We start from the raw sequence: 15,194 nt of genomic DNA, 5'->3' as shown, positions 1-15,194 counted from the left end.
GGGAGCTATAACGTATTGGTTCAATAATATAGCATGCAGGATAATTAACATGGAGACAGGTCTTTTCAATTACAGAGGCGTAGCAATCACAATGGTAGCAGACACCATAAAGAAGAGGTACCATGCAACTCCATACGTTATATTGACAGGAGTAAACAGCAGGCTGACTACTAAAGGGTGAATATGAAGAAAGCTGAATATCCATTTGTTTTTAAAAATGAAACCCTGTTTTCCTTCCTCTGCTTTGCGCCCGGAATGGTAAAAGCGTTTGCCGGAATTGAGGGAATTGCTTATTACGCCTCCGCTGACATCAAAAGCAATAAGAATAGCCACAGCTATTTGAAGAAGGCTCCAGTTTACATAGTCAGTTAAAATAAGAATAAAAAGCAGTAATGGCACAATGAAGCCTGCGCTGTACCCGAGCAGTTTTTCTTCCAAATAAGCCCCTGTGCCATTAATAAAGTCAGGCTTTCCATTATAATCCCAATTAACTCTGGAGTGTTTATGCATTCCTAAGTACCTCCTTTTGGTCAGGCAATATTAACTTCAAAAACGGTAGAAAGCAGGATGGACGTACGAGATAAAAAAAGTTACTACCCGGCATTATCAGGCACGAAAAGCAGGGTGTAATTAATTTATAATCGGTATTCTTTAGATAAGGAGGGTTAGTGTAATGGATAACTTGAGAGAAATGAATAATGCCCTGCAATACATCGAGAATCATTTAACAGAAGCAATCGATTTACAAAAGGCAGCCCTTATCGCCTCCTGCTCGGAATACCACTTTAAACGAATGTTTTCTTCTTTAGCCGGTGTCCCCATATCAGAATATATTCGGCGCCGGCGTTTAACAATGGCAGCGCTGGATCTTCAGAATCGTCAGGTCCGTATCATCGACACAGCGTTAAAATATGGGTATGATTCCCCCGACTCCTTCACGAGGGCCTTTCAGAAGCTGCATGGAATAGCTCCTTCAAAAGTAAAAGAGCAGGGAATTTCTTTAAAAGCGTATCCGAAGCTGACCTTTCAACTATCTGTTCAGGGAGGAAATGAAATGAATTATCGCATAGAAAAAAAAGAAGCTTTTCGTATTGTTGGCATAAGTAAAAGAGTCCCTATCATTTTCGAAGGAGAAAATCCTGAAATTAATGCTATGTGGCAATCATTGAGTGAGGAGAAAATACATGAATTGCTTGCGTTATCAAATGGAGAGCCGGGAGGGATGATACAAGCTTCAACGAATTTCTCTGAAGCACGTATGGAGGAACAGGGTGAATTGGATCATTATATTGGTGTAGTTACTGATAAAACTATTTCAGAAGCGTGGGAGGCGCTGGAGGTGCCGGCTTCCACATGGGCTGTTTTCACCTCGTCAGGGCCTTTCCCGGAGCATCTTCAAACAACGTGGGGACAAATATACTCGGAATGGTTTCCGTCTTCCGGGTATCAGCAAGCTCAGGGTCCGGAAATATTGTGGATGGAGAATAACCAGTTTCATAACCCGGACTTTACAAGTGAAATATGGATTCCGGTAAAAAGCTAAGAACCAATGAAATCTTCAGCTGCAGAACAAGCCCCGCTTTAAACGTGAGCGGGGCTTGCTGCATAAGCTGGGCATATAAAAACAGGCTATCTATTCCCCCAGAAATCAAGCAGAATGCCGTTATCCTTGAGCAGGGCGGAGGCGGCAAGAACGCCGCTTGTGGTTACCATTGGAGATCCGCCGCCGGGATGGGTGGAGCCGCCGGCAAAGTAGACATTTTTTAAATCCCGGGAGCGGTTAAACGGCCGGAGAAAGGCGTCTTTACGCCGGTTGGACGCGAGTCCATAAATAGAACCTTTATACGAGCTAAACGTTTCTTCAAGATAGGAAGGCCCAAGCACTTGTTCTTCGACAATATAGGGGCGCAAACAAAGCCCGAATTGTTCGAGCTTATCATAGACAAGGTTTTTGTAGGACTGTTTTTCCTCTTCGGCCATGGCTCCCCCCGGAAGAGGCGGAGCATTAATAAGAATAAACAGGTTATCGCCATCCGGTGACTGTCCGCGCTCGCTATATGAGGAGTTGCTGATATAAACAGTAGGGTCCTGGGGAAAGCTACCATGCTTCAGCTGTCTGAACTCCTGCGGGTAGTCGGCAGAAAAGTAGACCTGGTGATGCTTTAACTGCGGCAGGCGGGTATTCAGCCCTGCCATGATTACAAATGCGGAAATCGATGGCTCAGGATCTTTTGGAACTGTCCGGTTTTGTTGACCGGATGCGGGAAAAAGCAAAGGATACTGGCTGAGAAGATCACCATTCAGCAGCACACTGTCGATTTCCATGGAGCCGGAGGCGGCATGCACCGTCTGGGCACGGCCATTACGGGTGGAGACGTGATACACAGGATCATTGAAGGAAAAGGTGACGCCAAGCTCTTTAGCCGTGTCGTAAAACGCATCGGCAATTTTTACATTTCCGCCCGGAGTATAGTATACGCCATCAGCAAGCTCAAGATGGGCGATTAATGCGAATGTCGCCGGGGCGTCGTACGGAGAAGAGCCGATATACGTGGCATACCGGTCAAACGCCTGCTGGACATCCGGATGCTTGAAAAAACGCCGGTGGAAAGCATGCATGGAAGTGGCCGGACGGACTTTGCGAATGGCGAGGGCGAGTCCGGGAGAAAGGTAATCCCGCGGAGACTCAAAGGTGCGCTGCAGAAAATTTTCAATAGCAAGCGTGTAAAGCCGTTTGACTTCCTGGAGATAGTCATCGTACCGGCTGGCGTCGGCTTCTGAAAGACGGGCAATAGCCCGTTTTGTTTCTACGGCGTCTGAAGAAATCTCGAGCGTGCTGCCATCAGGGAAGTAATTTCGGGTGTGCTCCGGCAGCTGTCTGAATGGCAGGAGTCGTTCGGGAACTCGTCCGGCAAAAGCGAGCACCCGGTGGAACACGTCCGGCATCGTAATGGTATTCGGCCCGTAATCAAAGGAATGGGTCCCTAATTGAAACGGGCGGAGCTTGCCTCCCGCCCGTTCATTTTTTTCAAATACAGTAACCTTTTCACCGGTTTTAGCCAGTACAATGGCCGCGCTTAAGCCACCGAGACCGGCACCGATAATAGCAGTAGTCATTGATAGGTACGCCCCTTCCAGGAATAACCTTTTTTCGTTTTATCCAAATAAATTGAATAGAGCAGCACGGCAATCATTGCTCCGGAGGAAAGAGGCTGAATAAGCACTGTCCACCACGGGTGTGATGCCTTTATCGTAATCGCTGCACGCAGGGCAGCAGTCAGAACGTATGGAATGGCAAGCTGCCAGTCGAGCATGGAAATGGCAGCCAGCAGAAGAAAGGCCGGCACGATAAAGAAAAGAGTATGCACAGCGATGACAACTGATGCAATAGGCATCGAGCGGCCGATACCTGGAAAAATATTTTTGCTGAAGCCAAGCCAGGCTTCCCGGCTCGACGTATACATATAGCAGGTCACGACGTGGCCTGGAGAGACGAGCAGCGTTTTCAGGCCGCTTGATTTCACATTTTGGGCAAGAGCCATATCATCAACAAGAGCATTTTTAACAGCGGCATGGCCGCCGGCCTGGTCGTAGGCTTCCCGGCTGAAAAATAAAAAAGCTCCGTGTGCTGCAGTAAAGGACCGCCAGGCGGTGCGGTTGGCAGCCGCTACAGGCAGATGGGCATATACGACAACATGCTGCATATACACAAGCAGTCGTCCCCAAAAGCCCTCAGTTTCAAATTGAGGGAAGCCGGTGACAAGGCCGGCATGGTGTTTTTGAAGTGCCCCTTCGGCCCAGCGGAGGGCATCCGCGTGGAGGCGCACGTCGGCATCGATAAAACACAAGTACTGGCCGGCTGCTTCCTGGGAAAGCTGATGGCATGCATGCACTTTGCCGTTCCATCCGTCCGGAAGCGCCGCCCCTTCAATGTAGCGGGCATTGGGCCAATGACGGACGGCTTCCTGAAGAAGCATTCTTGTACGGTCGGTGGAATGGTCATCCAGAAAAATAAATTCTGTTTTTAAATCATCGGCCTGGCGAAGGCTGCGCACGAGTGCCGGAAGGTTTCGTTCTTCATTTCGAAGCGGTATAAGCACGCTGATTACGCCCGGGCGCTTTGGAACAGAAAAAGTAGCAAGAGAAGGAAGGGTCCACACATTAATGATCGTAAACAGTGTCCAAAAGCCGAGGACAAATACGAAGATCCATATCAACATGGCGGGCGTCCTTTCTATTTTTTCTGGCGGAGGGAAGTCCAGCAGCTGCTCATTGTCTGCGACCCACTCAAAACGGTAGTGTAATTCTCCAGATGCTCATAGGCGATATCTTCGCGCATCTCGTCCCACTGGTGTTGAAGATGACTTTCCAGCGCGTCCTGGGCAGCCGCTCTCGATGCGAGATTCTCCGGCGTCCGCGGAAGCGGAGGGCCAATATTAATGAAGATTTCCGGCTTTTGATGATGCAAAAAGGTATAGTGCATCGTAACCGGCACAAACGGCACATTCACCCGGGGGAGAAGATAGGAAATACCGGGCTGGAGGGTGATTGGAAACTGGTCGGCATGAGTTTCTGCCCCCTGCGGAAACAGCCAGACGTGATGGCCATTTACGAGCTTGTCCTCCGTGTAGCGGAGAGCATCGATAATATCGCGGCGGCTGCTGCGGTCCACCGAGTAGGCGCCAAGCCTGCGGAAAAACGGAAATTCGCGAAGCCCTTCCTCGTCCATCATGACGTAGCCGGGATGGCGGAACCAGTATTTATTTAAAAAATATATTAAAAGTCCGTCCCACCAGTTGCTGTGATTTACGTAAAAAAGTGCAGCATCGTCGGTGTAGATGCTGTTGTTGTGCATATGTACGGCAGAAAAATGCTTTTGGATCAAGCGCCGGTCATACAAATAAAACAACTTTTCAAAAAGCGGTTGTTTATTTTCTGTAATCATCTGCGCACCCCCTGTGTTTGGCTGTAGGAATAGAATACAGGTTTAAATTATTACAAAAAGAAGGTATATACAAATAGAATAGAATTCTATTCCTTATTCACGCCCATTTAAAACGTACAGTATAAACACACGAAAAGGAAATGACCAGCTGTTTTTGGTCTCCTGGGCGGTACCTGGTAAAAGAAATTTTCAAAAGTTTGTGCACAGGAGGCAAGTTCGTTACACTTACTTAAGCATGCCCACAGCTTGTATCCGGTTGTGAATATACACAAAGGAAGTGAATGAAATGTTAAAAAAATTATTCGGAAAAGAACAAAAACCTGTAGACGTTACAATAAAATCACCAGTCAGCGGAACTTTCGTTGATATTACAGAAGTGCCGGACCCGACATTCTCGGAAAAAATGATGGGGGAAGGCTTTGCTGTCGATCCATCAGAAGGAATTATACTTTCTCCGGTTAAAGGGAAGGTGGAACAGATTTTTCCTACGAAGCACGCCATCGGAATTCGTTCCGAGGAAGGGCTGGATGTACTAATTCACATCGGCCTTGAAACGGTATCACTCGACGGAGAAGGATTTACATGTAAAGTCTCTGAAGGCGACAGCGTGGAGGAAGGCGAGCTTTTGATGGAGTTTGATATGGATGTGATCAGCGAAAAAGCCGCCAGTAAAATCACGCCGGTCGTATTTACTGAAGGCGATCAGGTGGATAATATTCAGATGCATAGTGAAAACCGCCTAAAAGCGGGCGAGACCGTAGTGGCGACCGTCACTGTAAAAAAATAATAAAGCAAAAAGAATCCAGCCGCAGTGCGGCTGGATTCTTTTACGGGGAGCTATTCAACGACAACGCTTCCCGGATCGAGAAACAAAATAGTTACAAGGGCAAGCAGAAAGCAGTAGATCGCAAAATAGGTCAATTTGCCTTTGTTTAAGAAATTAATCAGCCAAATAATGCCGAGCCATGAGGTTATGAGCGATGCGATAAATGCAGCAACGAGTGACACCGCTCCAATAGAAGCGAGGCTGCCGTCGGTAATATCGCCGAGAGCGAGAACGGTTGATCCTAAAATAACCGGGATAGAAAGCAGAAATGAAAACCGGACCGATGTCTCCCGGTCCAGGCCGGAGAAAAGCGCCGCAATCAGCGTGCTGCCGGATCTTGAAATTCCGGGGATGACAGCCACCGTCTGGGCCAGGCCGACGATTAGTGCGTCCAGCGTGGTCATTTCATCAACTGTGCGATTTCCGATCGTATAGGCCCGTTCGATGACAATCAGGAAAATACCAGTCAGCGTAAGCGATATTGCAATCATCACTGGGGTTTTCAGGGCGCTGCCGAGAGAATCCTCGAGGAAAACACCAAGAATGCCGGTGATGACGGTCGCAAGTACTATGTATAAACAGAGGAAAAACTCGGGACGGTCCTCGCGCCGACGTTTGGCAATGTACCGGAAGAACACCTGAATCAGGTGAACGATGTCTTTGCGAAAATAAAAAATCACGGCTACGATTGATCCTAAATGCAGGAAAATTTCGAATGACAGGCCGGGGATCGAATGGCCGAGGAGAAATTCTGCGATGATGATATGGGCGGTGCTTGAAATCGGCAGGAATTCTGCAATTCCCTGGACGATTCCTAGAAAAATAGCTTCAAAAATATTCATGGGGTCCAACTCCTCCATCAGATTACTTGGATAGTGTAGCAAATCTGGTGATAATTAGGAAGAGTGAAAATAAGCGAATGACTATTCTCACAGCCAGTCAAAGACTGGTAAACTAAAACAGCTGAATCATATATGATGCAGAAAGGGCGTTTTTGATGGAGTTCACAGAAAAAACTACGAAGAAGGAAACGATATTTGAAGGAAAGGTCGTTGATTTATCAGTTCACGACGTAACGCTCCCGGACGGCAGGAGGAGCAAACGGGAAGTAATTAATCACAGTGGTGCGGTTGCTGTGGTGGCGGTGACGCCAGAACAAAAAATAGTTATGGTGAAGCAGTACCGCAAGCCGCTTGAAAAACCGCTGGTGGAAATACCGGCAGGAAAACTGGAAGGAACCGACAGTCCCGAAGAGACGGCGGCACGGGAGCTGAAGGAGGAAACTGGATACACTGCAGGACGCCTGCAGAAAATCGCTTCGTTTTATACCTCTCCCGGTTTTGCAGACGAAATCGTTCACCTGTATGAAGCATTCGACTTGGAAGCTGGTGAGCCAGAAACCGAAGAAGATGAATTCATTGAACTAATAAAAGTAAGCCTGGAGGAAGCGGATGAATTGATCCAGAAAGAAGAAATTCATGATGCCAAAACCATGTATGCGGTCCAGTATGTAAAAACTATTCTGGATAAAAAGTAATTGAGATTGAATATCGTCATTTATCTGTCACACGGCGTTTTCATTGATAATCAATGCCCGATACACTGAAATTGCGGAAAAAAAGAGACTTATATGCAAATTTCATGCCAATTTATTTAGAATAATTTTAAACTGAGAATGGTTATCGTTTTTATATTGACAGGCTTATTTAAAATTATTATAATAAGTTTATTACCCTTGAAGGAATAAGGGAGGTAGCGATAATTGGAAAATCGGGTAGAACGTATTAAAAAACAGTTGCATGAACAAAGCTACAAGCTTACCCCGCAAAGGGAAGCGACTGTCCAGGTACTGTTGGAAAATGAAGAAGATCATTTAAGTGCAGAAGATGTATATCTTCTGGTGAAAGAAAAAGCACCGGAAATTGGTCTTGCCACCGTGTACCGGACACTGGAATTACTTAATGAACTCGAAGTTGTGGATAAGATTAACTTCGGTGACGGGGTGTCACGATATGATCTGCGAAAAGAAGGCGCCAGTCACTCCCATCACCATCTTGTCTGTATTGAATGCGGCGCAGTGGATGAGATCCAGGAGGACCTGCTTGCCGAGGTTGAAAAAATTGTAGAAAAAGATTATCAGTTTAAAGTAAAGGATCACCGTTTAACGTTCCACGGGGTCTGCCACCGCTGTCAGGCGAAGGTGAAAAAGAACGAAGAAAGTGCGGAGGCTGCTTCGCTGCACACGAATTAATACATGTACGGGCATCGTCTTTTAACAAAGAGCGGTGCTTTTTTTATGCCATACAAAAAATGAAAGCGGTATATTTACTGCTGCATTCGCCCTTCCCTAGTAATAAGTGACTATGCTATTCTTAGAAGGGAAGATTGGGAAGCGGGAGGCGGTCACATGACCACGGAGGTACTGGATTTTATACATTATTGCCAAGTTGAAAAGGGCCTCTCCAAAAACACGATTCAGTCGTACCAAAGAGACCTGGAACACTATAGAACATTTATGCAGCTTCGGGATAAATCTGTATGGGCAGAGATCGACCGTGCGGACATCGTGGATTTTTTGTATGCCCAAAAAGAAGCCGGGCGCTCCACCGCTACGTTGGCACGCTTTTTGTCGTCAGTCCGGGCGTTTCATCAGTTTCTGCTGCGAGAGCAGGTGGTAAAAAAAGATCCTGCGGAATTAATTGAAATTCCAAAAGGAGAGAAAAAGCTCCCGACTGTACTGTCCACCCGGGAAGTTGACCGGCTGCTTACGGCTGCAGAAGGAACCTCGGCTTTTGCAAAACGCAATCAGGCAATGCTTGAATGCATGTACGCCACCGGACTGCGTGTAACAGAGCTGTGTGAATTGAAAATATCTGATGTGCATCTGCAGATGGGATTTATCCGCTGTGTTGGCAAAGGAAATAAAGAGCGGATTGTGCCGCTTGGGAAAGTGGCTTCCGAGGCTATTGATACGTACATACATTATGGCCGGAGTACTCTGGCGAAAAACAAACGCCACGACCTGCTCTTTGTAAATCATCACGGTAATCCGCTTTCAAGGCAGGGATTTTGGAAAATATTAAAAGCGACGGCTGGCAGGGCGGGAATCGACAAATCATTAACGCCGCACACCCTGAGACATTCCTTCGCTACCCACCTGCTTGAAAACGGGGCGGATTTGCGAGCTGTGCAGGAAATGCTTGGGCATGCTGATATTTCCACGACCCAAATTTACACCCATGTATCCAACCATAAATTAAAAGATGTATACCAGCAGGCTCACCCGAGAGCATAGCTGAAAAGGAGAGATAAAAATGGAAAACTACAAGTATCCACGCGTTTTTTTAGTTGTGATGGATTCCGTCGGCATCGGGGAAGCTCTGGATTCTGAAGAATACGGAGACAAAGGGGCCGACACCCTCGGCCATATCGCCCAGCATATGAACGGAATTAAAATTCCCAATCTAGAGCGGCTCGGTCTTGGAAACATCCGGGAAATTCCAGGCGTGAAAGCGTCTGGAGCTCCGACAGCCTCGTATGGCTATATGGAAGAAATGTCTCGAAGCAAAGATACGATGACAGGCCACTGGGAAATCATGGGCCTCTATATTGATGAGCCGTTCCGCACATTTCCGGACGGCTTTCCAGCCGAGCTTTTGCAGCAGCTTGAACAGGAAACCGGACGGGGTGTGCTTGGAAACAAAGTAGCCTCCGGCACCGAGATTATTGAAGAACTTGGTGAGGAGCATCAACAAACCGGAAAGTTGATCGTTTACACCTCGGCGGACTCGGTACTCCAAATTGCCGCCCATGAAGACGAAGTGCCCATTGAAGAACTGTATGACATCTGTGAAAAAGCCCGGGCGATGACATACGAAGCGCCGTATATGATCGGGCGCGTTATAGCACGTCCTTTCAAAGGGTCCCCGGGTAATTATGAACGGACATCCAATCGCCACGACTACGCGCTTAAGCCGTTTGGCCGCACGGTCATGAACGACCTTGAAGACGCTGGCTTTGATAGTATTGCTATTGGAAAGATCAGCGATATTTATGACGGGGAGGGTGTGACGGAGTCGATCCGGACCTCCTCCAATATGGATGGCATGGATCGCGTAACGGAAACAGCGCAGAAGTCGTTTACCGGGCTCAGCTTTTTGAATCTGGTGGATTTTGATGCCAAGTTCGGCCACCGCCGTGATCCGCAGGGATACGGAGAAGCACTCGAAGAATTTGACGCCCGGCTTCCGGAGCTGCTGGAAGCGATGCATGAGGATGACCTTCTGCTTATTACTGCCGACCACGGAAATGATCCTGTCCATCACGGAACCGATCATACCCGTGAAATCGTGCCGCTGCTTGCTTACAGTAAAAGCACCGGTCCTGCGCCGCTTGGAGCCCGGAAAACGTTTGCTGATATCGGTGCGACGATAGCGGATAACTTCCGGCTGTCGATGCCGCAGTATGGCACAAGCTTTTTGCAGCAATTAAAAAGGAAGGGTGAATAATTTGAGTATCCAGCAGCAAACCAAAGAAGCAGTTCAATATATTCAATCCAATATCTCCACTGTGCCATCGACCGGCCTTGTGCTCGGTTCAGGTCTGGGCGTGCTTGCCGACGAGATCAAAAACCCGGTTGTTTTAAAATATGAAGATATTCCCGGCTTTCCCGTTTCTACGGTGGAGGGACACGCGGGCCAGCTTGTGTTTGGTGAACTTGAAGGCATGCAGGTCGCAGCGATGCAGGGGCGTTTTCATTACTACGAAGGGTATTCCCTCCAGGAAGTGACTTTTCCAATCCGCGTAATGAATGCGCTCGGTGTCAAACGGCTTCTTGTCACTAACGCTGCCGGCGGCGTAAATCATGACTTTGAACCGGGCGATTTAATGATTATTGATGATCACATCAACTGGCTTGGTGCTAACCCGCTCATCGGAGAAAACGATGCAGAGCTTGGTCCGCGCTTTCCGGATATGAGTTCAGCGTACTCGAAAGGGCTCGCGAAAATTGCCGACGAGGCGGCCCTGTCGTTAAACATTCGTATTCAGCGAGGCACCTACATGGCAAATACCGGACCGGCCTATGAAACCCCTGCAGAAGTTCGCATGGCAAGGGTGCTTGGGGCGGACGCCGTTGGGATGTCCACGGTGCCGGAAGTGATCGTTGCCGTTCACGGCGGGATGGAAGTGCTCGGTATTTCCTGCATTTCAAACCTGGCTGCCGGCATGCTTGACCAGCCGTTAAGCCACGACGAAGTTATGGATACAACATCAAAGGTCCAGGAAGATTTCTTGAAATTAATGAAAGAAACCCTCCGGCGGATCGCACAGGAGGACGCCTGAATGGATGCTGTAAAAACACAGGAAGCAAAGGATTATATCCAGTCGAAATACAGTGCAGCTCCTGAGGTCGGCATGATTCTTGGCTCCGGGCTCGGTGGTCTGGCTGACGATATTGAAGCAGGCACCGTTATTCCGTACGAAGATATTCCGCATTTTCCTGTTTCCACAGTAGAAGGTCATGCAGGACGTCTTGTACTTGGAAAGCTTGAAGGCAAAACCGTTGTAGCGATGCAGGGCCGTTTTCACTACTATGAAGGCTATTCGATGCAGGATGTGACATTTCCGGTCCGGGTGATGAAAGCGCTTGGCGCCGAATTTTTGTTTGTTACTAATGCGTGCGGCGGAATGCAGTCATCGTTTCGCCCAGGAGACTTAATGGTTATTGAAGACCACATCAACTTTACCGGAAGCAGTCCGCTGATAGGCCCGAACGACAGCAGTCTCGGTCCGCGCTTTCCGGATATGAGCCAGGCGTATGATCCGGTACTTCGCGGTAAGGCATTTCAGGCCGCTGAAGCTCTTGAAATTGATTTAAAACGCGGTGTCTACGGCGGCATCAGCGGGCCGAACTTCCTGAGCCGGGCAGAGCTCATTTTGCTTCGGAACGTCGGCGCTGACGTGGTGGGCATGTCTACGGTGCCAGAAGTGATTGTGGCCCAGCATGCCGGCCTGCGAGTCCTCGGTGTTTCATGTATTACTGATATGGCCATCGGCGAAGAAATCGTCAGCATTTCCCACGAAGAAGTGATGGAAACGGCAGCCAGAACCAAACCAATTTTTATTTCTCTAATGAAAGAAATTGTTAAAAATACGTAATCAATAGCAATGTGTAAAGGGGCCATACTATGAGAATGGTGGATATTATCGCCAAAAAACGAGACGGAAAAGAACTGAGTGAAGAAGAAATCCGCTGGTTTGTGGAGTCTTACAGCAGCGGCGAGGTGCCGGATTACCAGGCCTCAGCGTTTGCCATGGCAATTTACTTTCAGGACATGACCCAGAAGGAATCCGCCGCGCTTACTTACGCGATGGCAGAGTCCGGCGACCAGCTTGACCTGTCGGCGATTGAAGGTATCAAGGTGGACAAGCACTCCACCGGCGGCGTCGGCGACAAAACGACGTTGATTATCGGGCCGATTGTAGCAGCCTGCGGCGTTCCCGTAGCGAAAATGTCCGGGCGCGGGCTCGGCCATACCGGCGGTACAATTGATAAGCTTGAAAGCTTCCGTGGATTTGAAACAGAGATTCCTAAGGAAGAATTCGTCAATCTTGTTAACGAGCATAAAATTGCAGTCGCAGGACAAAGCGGCAATTTGACGCCGGCAGACAAAAAGCTGTACGCGCTTCGCGATGTGACGGCTACCGTAAATTCCATCCCGATGATTGCAAGCTCGGTAATGAGCAAAAAAATCGCAGCCGGGGCAGATGCGATTGTGCTGGACGTGAAGGCAGGCTCGGGAGCTTTTATGAAAGAGGTGGAGGATGCCAAGCGTCTGGCAGAAGCGATGGTGGAGATCGGGCAGTCCCTGGACCGTAAAACGATGGCAGTTATCTCCAACATGGATCAGCCGCTCGGCCGGACCGTCGGGAACGCCCTCGAAGTTAAAGAAGCAATTGAAACCCTGCAGGGCGACGGACCGGAAGACCTTCATGAGCTGAGCGTCAAGCTTTCTTCCTACATGCTTGTTGCAGGCGGGAAAGCCGACTCACTCGAGCAGGCGGAAAAAATGGTGCTTCAGGTGATTGAAAACGGCGAAGCACTTGAAAAGATGAAAGCGTTCGTGGAAAACCAGCACGGCGACGCCGCCGCTGTAGACAACCCGGATAGCCTTGCCGCTGCTGAACACCGTGTCGAAGTGAAAGCAAAAGCTTCCGGCTACGTGCATGGCATTGAAGCTGAAGAAATCGGCGTAAGTGCGATGCTTCTCGGAGCGGGCAGGGCCACCAAAGATGACGTGCTTGATTATAGTGTGGGCATTGAACTTACGAAGAAAATCGGTGATGTTGTGCAAAAGGGCGATACGATAGCTATTATGCATGTTAATGACCAGAACAGCACCGAAAGTGCAGAAAAAATTTCCCAGGCATTTACAATTTCAGAAGCTGCTGTTGAAAAGCCAGTCCTCATTTATGAAACCGTGCAGTAATTGTACGGTTTCTTTACTTGCATAAAGCTTTTGTCTTTTTCAGAAGCGTGCTAAAATAAACGGACGAGGAGGAGAAACGAAGGGGAGAATAATATGCAGCTTCATGGAACGCACCATATAAATGAACACGGCCACCTGGAGATTGGCGGAGTGGACACGGTTAATATAAAGCATGAATACGGGAGCCCGGTTTACGTGTATGATGTCGCTTTAATGCGTGAGCGGGCCCGGGGGTTTCAGCAAGCTTTTGAAGATAACGGGATAACGTATCAGGTTGCCTATGCGAGCAAAGCATTCAGTTGTGTCGCAATGTCCCAGCTTGCGAAGGAAATGGGACTCAGTTTGGATGTGGTTTCCGGTGGAGAGCTGATGACGGCGTCAAAAGCCGGTTTTCCGATGGAAAAAGTGCATTTTCACGGTAATAATAAAAGCGAAGCAGAAATCGCCCTTGCCATTGAGCTCGGCATCGGCTGTTTTGTGATCGATAATTTTCATGAGATTCATTTGATTGAACAGCAGGCGGCGAAGCAGCAGACCCATGTGGAAGCGTTGATCCGGACCACTCCGGGTATCGAGGCGCATACACATGAATACATTTCCACCGGGCAGGAGGATTCAAAGTTCGGCTTTGATCTCACCTCCGGCCAGGCAGATCAGGCTATTTACCGTCTCCAGCAGAGTCCGTCCATCAATATAAAGGGCGTGCATTGCCATATTGGCTCACAGATTTTTGAAACGAGCGGTTTTACCATGGCTATCAAAAAACTGTTCGATCAGTTTGTGCACTGGCAGGAGCACCTACAGTTCACGCCGGAGGTGCTGAACTGCGGTGGTGGCTTTGGGATCCGCTACGTGGAAGGAGACGAACCGCTCGCGCCGGAGCAGTACGTTCAGGACATGATTCAGTCGGTTAAACAGGAAGCGCTGCGGACCGGCATGGACGTGCCAGAAATTTGGATCGAACCAGGAAGGTCCATCAGTGGCGATGCCGGCACAACCTTATATGACGTAGGTTCGAAAAAAGACATTCCAGGGGTCCGCCGGTACATTTCAGTGGATGGCGGCATGTCGGATAACATTCGTCCGGCGCTTTATCAGGCAGAGTATGAAGGCATTCTTGCCAACCGCGGCCATGAAAAAGCTGATGATACGTTTTCGGTTGCCGGCAAGCTTTGTGAAAGCGGCGATATGTTGATTTGGAACCTGCCGCTTCCAGAAGTGAGAACCAATGATACATTGGCGGTTTTTTGTACTGGAGCCTACGGGTATTCCATGGCCAACAATTACAACCGCCTCCCGCGTCCGCCAGTCGTTTTTGCCGAAGACGGAGAATCACACCTGGTGGTCCGCGGAGAAACGTATGAAGACATTCTTCAGTACGACCTGTCTTACGTACCGGCAAAAGCAAAAACCAAATAAAAAGGAGTAGAGAGAAATGAAAAAAGGCAAAATCGCATTTGAAAAAGGAGAAACAGTAACATTGGAATTTTTCCCGGAGGATGCACCGGGAACAGTGAAAAACTTTGAAAGCCTGGCAAATGAAGGTTTTTACGATGGGCTCACGTTCCACCGCGTTATTCCGGGCTTTGTCGCCCAGGGGGGGTGCCCGAACAACCGCGGCGATGGCGGCCCGGGGTATACAATCCCGTGTGAAACGGAGGGCAATCCACGCACCCACGAAAGAGGCTATTTGTCGATGGCTCACGCTGGAAAAGACACAGGCGGCAGCCAGTTCTTTATTCTGTTCGACCAACAGCCGCACCTAAACGGTGTACATACGGTATTTGGCCGTGTGACAGATAATATGGACCAGGTGGACCGGATCCAGGCGCAGGATGTTATGAAGGAAGTACGTGTCTGGGACGAAGCATAAGCTGAATGTTTTGACGGATAAATAAGAAAGTAATAAAATGTATTTTAACTTCATACGGTA

16 protein-coding genes are annotated in these 15,194 nt (G+C 48.6%); 11 read left to right on the top strand and 5 right to left on the bottom strand.

The genetic code is table 11. The features are described from left to right. Positions 1 to 69 precede the first annotated feature (69 nt). Positions 70 to 510 carry a hypothetical protein gene (locus B5066_RS14700; RefSeq protein ID WP_079476651.1) on the bottom strand — a complete coding sequence of 147 codons (441 nt, stop codon included), beginning with the start codon at positions 508 to 510 and terminating at the stop codon, positions 70 to 72. A gap of 163 nt (positions 511 to 673) precedes the next feature. Here B5066_RS14700 and B5066_RS14695 point away from each other — a divergent pair, with 163 nt between their 5' ends. Beyond that, positions 674 to 1,543: an AraC family transcriptional regulator gene (locus tag B5066_RS14695; RefSeq protein ID WP_079476650.1), complete on the top strand. Its 870-nt coding sequence runs from the start codon at positions 674 to 676 to the stop codon at positions 1,541 to 1,543. 86 nt (positions 1,544 to 1,629) lie between these two features. Here the strand turns inward: B5066_RS14695 and B5066_RS14690 are convergent, their stop codons facing one another. From B5066_RS14690 to B5066_RS14680, 3 genes are read right to left on the bottom strand one after another with little or no spacing between them, the layout of a single operon-like run. Beyond that, positions 1,630 to 3,117: a phytoene desaturase family protein gene (locus tag B5066_RS14690; protein ID WP_079476649.1), complete on the bottom strand. Its 1,488-nt coding sequence runs from the start codon at positions 3,115 to 3,117 to the stop codon at positions 1,630 to 1,632. Beyond that, on the bottom strand, positions 3,114 to 4,220 hold the full coding sequence (locus B5066_RS14685; protein WP_079476648.1) for a glycosyltransferase family 2 protein: 1,107 nt from the start codon (positions 4,218 to 4,220) through the stop codon (positions 3,114 to 3,116). The genes B5066_RS14690 and B5066_RS14685 overlap by 4 nt, the downstream gene beginning before the upstream one ends. A gap of 14 nt (positions 4,221 to 4,234) precedes the next feature. Then, positions 4,235 to 4,945, bottom strand: coding sequence for a lysophospholipid acyltransferase family protein (locus B5066_RS14680; RefSeq protein ID WP_079476647.1), 711 nt, complete (start codon positions 4,943 to 4,945; stop codon positions 4,235 to 4,237). 286 nt (positions 4,946 to 5,231) lie between these two features. Between B5066_RS14680 and B5066_RS14675 the strand changes: the two genes are divergently transcribed. Beyond that, positions 5,232 to 5,732: a PTS sugar transporter subunit IIA gene (locus B5066_RS14675; RefSeq protein WP_079476646.1), complete on the top strand. Its 501-nt coding sequence runs from the start codon at positions 5,232 to 5,234 to the stop codon at positions 5,730 to 5,732. Between the two features lie 50 nt (positions 5,733 to 5,782). On the opposite strand, the gene uppP is transcribed toward B5066_RS14675, so the two are convergent. After that, positions 5,783 to 6,613: an undecaprenyl-diphosphatase UppP gene (gene uppP / locus B5066_RS14670; RefSeq protein WP_079476645.1), complete on the bottom strand. Its 831-nt coding sequence runs from the start codon at positions 6,611 to 6,613 to the stop codon at positions 5,783 to 5,785. A 152-nt stretch (positions 6,614 to 6,765) separates the two neighbouring features. Between uppP and B5066_RS14665 the strand changes: the two genes are divergently transcribed. From B5066_RS14665 to B5066_RS14625, 9 genes are all read left to right on the top strand, one after another. Continuing rightward, complete coding sequence (locus B5066_RS14665; RefSeq protein WP_425320082.1) at positions 6,766 to 7,308, top strand: NUDIX hydrolase; 543 nt, start codon at positions 6,766 to 6,768, stop codon at positions 7,306 to 7,308. Positions 7,309 to 7,533: 225 nt separating this feature from the next. Then, complete coding sequence (gene fur, locus B5066_RS14660) at positions 7,534 to 8,022, top strand: ferric iron uptake transcriptional regulator (protein ID WP_079476643.1); 489 nt, start codon at positions 7,534 to 7,536, stop codon at positions 8,020 to 8,022. A 156-nt stretch (positions 8,023 to 8,178) separates the two neighbouring features. After that, on the top strand, positions 8,179 to 9,066 hold the full coding sequence (xerD, locus tag B5066_RS14655) for a site-specific tyrosine recombinase XerD (RefSeq protein ID WP_079476642.1): 888 nt from the start codon (positions 8,179 to 8,181) through the stop codon (positions 9,064 to 9,066). A 19-nt stretch (positions 9,067 to 9,085) separates the two neighbouring features. Further along, positions 9,086 to 10,279 carry a phosphopentomutase gene (gene deoB, locus B5066_RS14650; RefSeq protein WP_079476641.1) on the top strand — a complete coding sequence of 398 codons (1,194 nt, stop codon included), beginning with the start codon at positions 9,086 to 9,088 and terminating at the stop codon, positions 10,277 to 10,279. Further along, positions 10,272 to 11,114 carry a purine-nucleoside phosphorylase gene (locus B5066_RS14645; RefSeq protein ID WP_079476640.1) on the top strand — a complete coding sequence of 281 codons (843 nt, stop codon included), beginning with the start codon at positions 10,272 to 10,274 and terminating at the stop codon, positions 11,112 to 11,114. Before deoB ends, B5066_RS14645 begins: the two co-directional genes overlap by 8 nt. Then, the gene (locus B5066_RS14640) at positions 11,115 to 11,930 is read left to right on the top strand and encodes a purine-nucleoside phosphorylase (protein ID WP_079476639.1); all 816 of its coding nucleotides are present in this window, start codon (positions 11,115 to 11,117) and stop codon (positions 11,928 to 11,930) included. A 29-nt stretch (positions 11,931 to 11,959) separates the two neighbouring features. Next, positions 11,960 to 13,261, top strand: a complete 1,302-nt coding sequence (locus B5066_RS14635; RefSeq protein ID WP_079476638.1) for a pyrimidine-nucleoside phosphorylase — start codon at positions 11,960 to 11,962, stop codon at positions 13,259 to 13,261. Between the two features lie 93 nt (positions 13,262 to 13,354). Further along, complete coding sequence (gene lysA, locus B5066_RS14630) at positions 13,355 to 14,680, top strand: diaminopimelate decarboxylase (protein WP_079476637.1); 1,326 nt, start codon at positions 13,355 to 13,357, stop codon at positions 14,678 to 14,680. A gap of 16 nt (positions 14,681 to 14,696) precedes the next feature. Then, entirely contained in the window at positions 14,697 to 15,134 is a 438-nt protein-coding gene (locus tag B5066_RS14625) for a peptidylprolyl isomerase (protein WP_079476636.1), read from the top strand. Positions 15,135 to 15,194: the final 60 nt, after the last annotated feature.

This window comes from Marinococcus halophilus (assembly GCF_900166605.1).
Lineage (GTDB): Bacteria > Bacillota > Bacilli > Bacillales > Marinococcaceae > Marinococcus > Marinococcus halophilus.
The sequence above is the reverse complement of the archived record's forward strand: the minus strand, read 5'-3'. Positions and strand labels throughout refer to the sequence as shown.

Coding starts and splice junctions, on each gene's coding strand:
- B5066_RS14700 (WP_079476651.1), bottom strand. CDS start 510: ATGCATAAACACTCCAGAGTTAATTGGGATTATAATGGAAAGCCTGAC.
- B5066_RS14695 (WP_079476650.1), top strand. CDS start 674: ATGGATAACTTGAGAGAAATGAATAATGCCCTGCAATACATCGAGAAT.
- B5066_RS14690 (WP_079476649.1), bottom strand. CDS start 3,117: ATGACTACTGCTATTATCGGTGCCGGTCTCGGTGGCTTAAGCGCGGCC.
- B5066_RS14685 (WP_079476648.1), bottom strand. CDS start 4,220: ATGTTGATATGGATCTTCGTATTTGTCCTCGGCTTTTGGACACTGTTT.
- B5066_RS14680 (WP_079476647.1), bottom strand. CDS start 4,945: ATGATTACAGAAAATAAACAACCGCTTTTTGAAAAGTTGTTTTATTTG.
- B5066_RS14675 (WP_079476646.1), top strand. CDS start 5,232: ATGTTAAAAAAATTATTCGGAAAAGAACAAAAACCTGTAGACGTTACA.
- uppP (WP_079476645.1), bottom strand. CDS start 6,613: ATGAATATTTTTGAAGCTATTTTTCTAGGAATCGTCCAGGGAATTGCA.
- xerD (WP_079476642.1), top strand. CDS start 8,179: ATGACCACGGAGGTACTGGATTTTATACATTATTGCCAAGTTGAAAAG.
- deoB (WP_079476641.1), top strand. CDS start 9,086: ATGGAAAACTACAAGTATCCACGCGTTTTTTTAGTTGTGATGGATTCC.
- B5066_RS14640 (WP_079476639.1), top strand. CDS start 11,115: ATGGATGCTGTAAAAACACAGGAAGCAAAGGATTATATCCAGTCGAAA.
- B5066_RS14635 (WP_079476638.1), top strand. CDS start 11,960: ATGAGAATGGTGGATATTATCGCCAAAAAACGAGACGGAAAAGAACTG.
- lysA (WP_079476637.1), top strand. CDS start 13,355: ATGCAGCTTCATGGAACGCACCATATAAATGAACACGGCCACCTGGAG.
- B5066_RS14625 (WP_079476636.1), top strand. CDS start 14,697: ATGAAAAAAGGCAAAATCGCATTTGAAAAAGGAGAAACAGTAACATTG.